Raw genomic sequence first — 414 nt, forward strand, 5'->3', positions numbered from 1 at the left:
CGCACCGACCGGCGCGCCCGCCTGGGCGTTCGCGATGAAGAACCGCCAGACCATGACCCACGGCGCGACCATCGCCGCCCACACGCTGCGCTCCGGCGACGGCGGCGGCAGCGGCGCTTCCGTCGATATCAGCCAGAAGGATTGATCCATGTTCAAGCGACCGACCATCCGCTACGGCCAGACGCCCGAGCCGGCCACACCCTATCAGCGCGCGGCGCAGGCATGGGATGACCGCATCGGTTCCGCGCGCGTGCAGGCGAAGAACTGGCGGCTCGCCTTCTTCGGCACGCTGGCGCTTTCGGGCGGTCTGGCTGGCGGCCTCGTCTGGCAATCGACGCGCGGCCATATCGTTCCGTGGGTCGTGCAGGTCGATCGGCTGGGCGAAGCGCAGGCGGTTGCGCCCGCCGAGGCCGG

General features: G+C 71.0%; 1 protein-coding gene. It reads left to right on the forward strand.

The genetic code is table 11. The features are described from left to right. Positions 1-148: 148 nt before the first annotated feature. On the forward strand, positions 149-414 hold a 266-nt coding region (locus AX702_RS02945), incomplete at its 3' end, for a VirB8/TrbF family protein (RefSeq protein WP_269450369.1).

This window comes from Sphingomonas sp. CCH5-D11, from assembly GCF_001557395.1.
In the GTDB taxonomy this organism is placed as follows: Bacteria; Pseudomonadota; Alphaproteobacteria; order Sphingomonadales; family Sphingomonadaceae; genus Sphingomonas.